We start from the raw sequence: 1,295 nt of genomic DNA, 5'->3' as shown, positions 1-1,295 counted from the left end.
GCGGGCAAGGCGTGCGTCGGCACACTCGAACGCGGGCCGCGCACGCGAGGAGGGAAGCGATGACTCTCCACATCAAGAACGCACGCGTGCTCACGATGGGCGGGCCCGGCGCGAAGCGCGGCAAGGCGATGGGTGACATTGGCGTCATCGAGAGTGCCGACGTGCGCATCGAGAACGGCACCATCATCAGCGTCACGCCAACGAACTGGCGATCCTCGGCGGTCTTCCGGCGTTCAACGTGGATGGGCTATTCGGCAGATCGTCCGGAGATCGATGCGAACGGACGCGTGCTCATGCCCGCGTTCGTCGATTGCCATACCCATGCGTGCTTTGCCGGCGATCGACTGAACGAGTGGGACATGAAACTCAAGGGTGCTGCATACCTCGACATTCTCAAGGCTGGCGGCGGAATCATGTCGACGGTGCGGGCGGTGCGGGCAGCGAGCAAAGGCGACCTGGCCACCGACTTCGCGTGGAGCCAGCACTACTTCGAACGTGGCGGGACTCTTCACTTTGAAGTCAAGAGCGGTTATGGACTGTCGACTGCCGACGAACTGAAGATGCTCCGGGCGGCTTGGGAAGTGACGCGCAAAGTGCCCATGGAACCTCGCATTACTCCCACCGCCCTCCTCGGCCACGCAATCGATCCCGACGTTCCCGCCTTTGCCGCTCCCACGATCAATGAGACGTTGCCCGCCGTGCATGCCGAGTTTCTTGGAATGGCGGTGGTGGCGTTCTGCGAGAAGGCCGCTTGGTCGCCCGCGGCCTGCGTGGGGCTCTCCGGGAGGGCAAAGCCCCTGGACCCCCAAACCGGCGCCACCGCCACCAGTTCACATCGATGGGCATGGTGAAGGAAGCGGTGCGACTCGGGGCGCTCAGCGTCGATCACCTCGAAGCCACGACCATCGAAGATGCGGAGATGCTCGCGCAATCCGAGACGTTTGCCGTTGGGCTGCCTTGCACAGGGCTACACCTGTCCAAGCCGACGGGTGGCGAGTATGCAAACCTGCGACGACTGGTCGACTTTGGCGCAAAGGTTGCGATCGCGACCAACTTCAATCCGGGTTCGTCTCCCACCATGTCGATGCCGCTCGCGATCGCGGCCGCCGCTCGATTCTGCGGTCTTACGCCACAAGAAGCGATCACGGCATGCACGATCAACGCGGCCTCTTTGCTCGGCTTGAAGGATCGCGGCTTCATCGCGCCCGGAGCGCGGGCAGACCTGATCTTGCTCAAGCATACCGATGAACGGATGCTCGCGTATGAGATGGGCGGGGATCCGGTGGACGCGATTG

At 63.3% G+C, this 1,295-nt stretch carries 2 protein-coding genes; both read left to right on the top strand.

What is annotated here, in order from left to right:
* Nucleotides 1-851, top strand: an 851-nt coding sequence (locus NJ959_RS29675) for an amidohydrolase family protein (RefSeq protein ID WP_507237500.1), incomplete at its 5' end; no start/stop codon positions are given.
* The coding region (locus tag NJ959_RS29670) for an amidohydrolase family protein (RefSeq protein ID WP_254015353.1) at nt 845-1,295 on the top strand (451 nt) is incomplete at its 3' end. The genes NJ959_RS29675 and NJ959_RS29670, both read left to right, overlap by 7 nt.

Origin of the sequence: Limnofasciculus baicalensis BBK-W-15, assembly GCF_024178385.1 — a bacterium.
Lineage (GTDB): Bacteria > Cyanobacteriota > Cyanobacteriia > Cyanobacteriales > Coleofasciculaceae > Limnofasciculus > Limnofasciculus baicalensis.
This window is presented reverse-complemented; position numbering and strand designations above follow the sequence as displayed.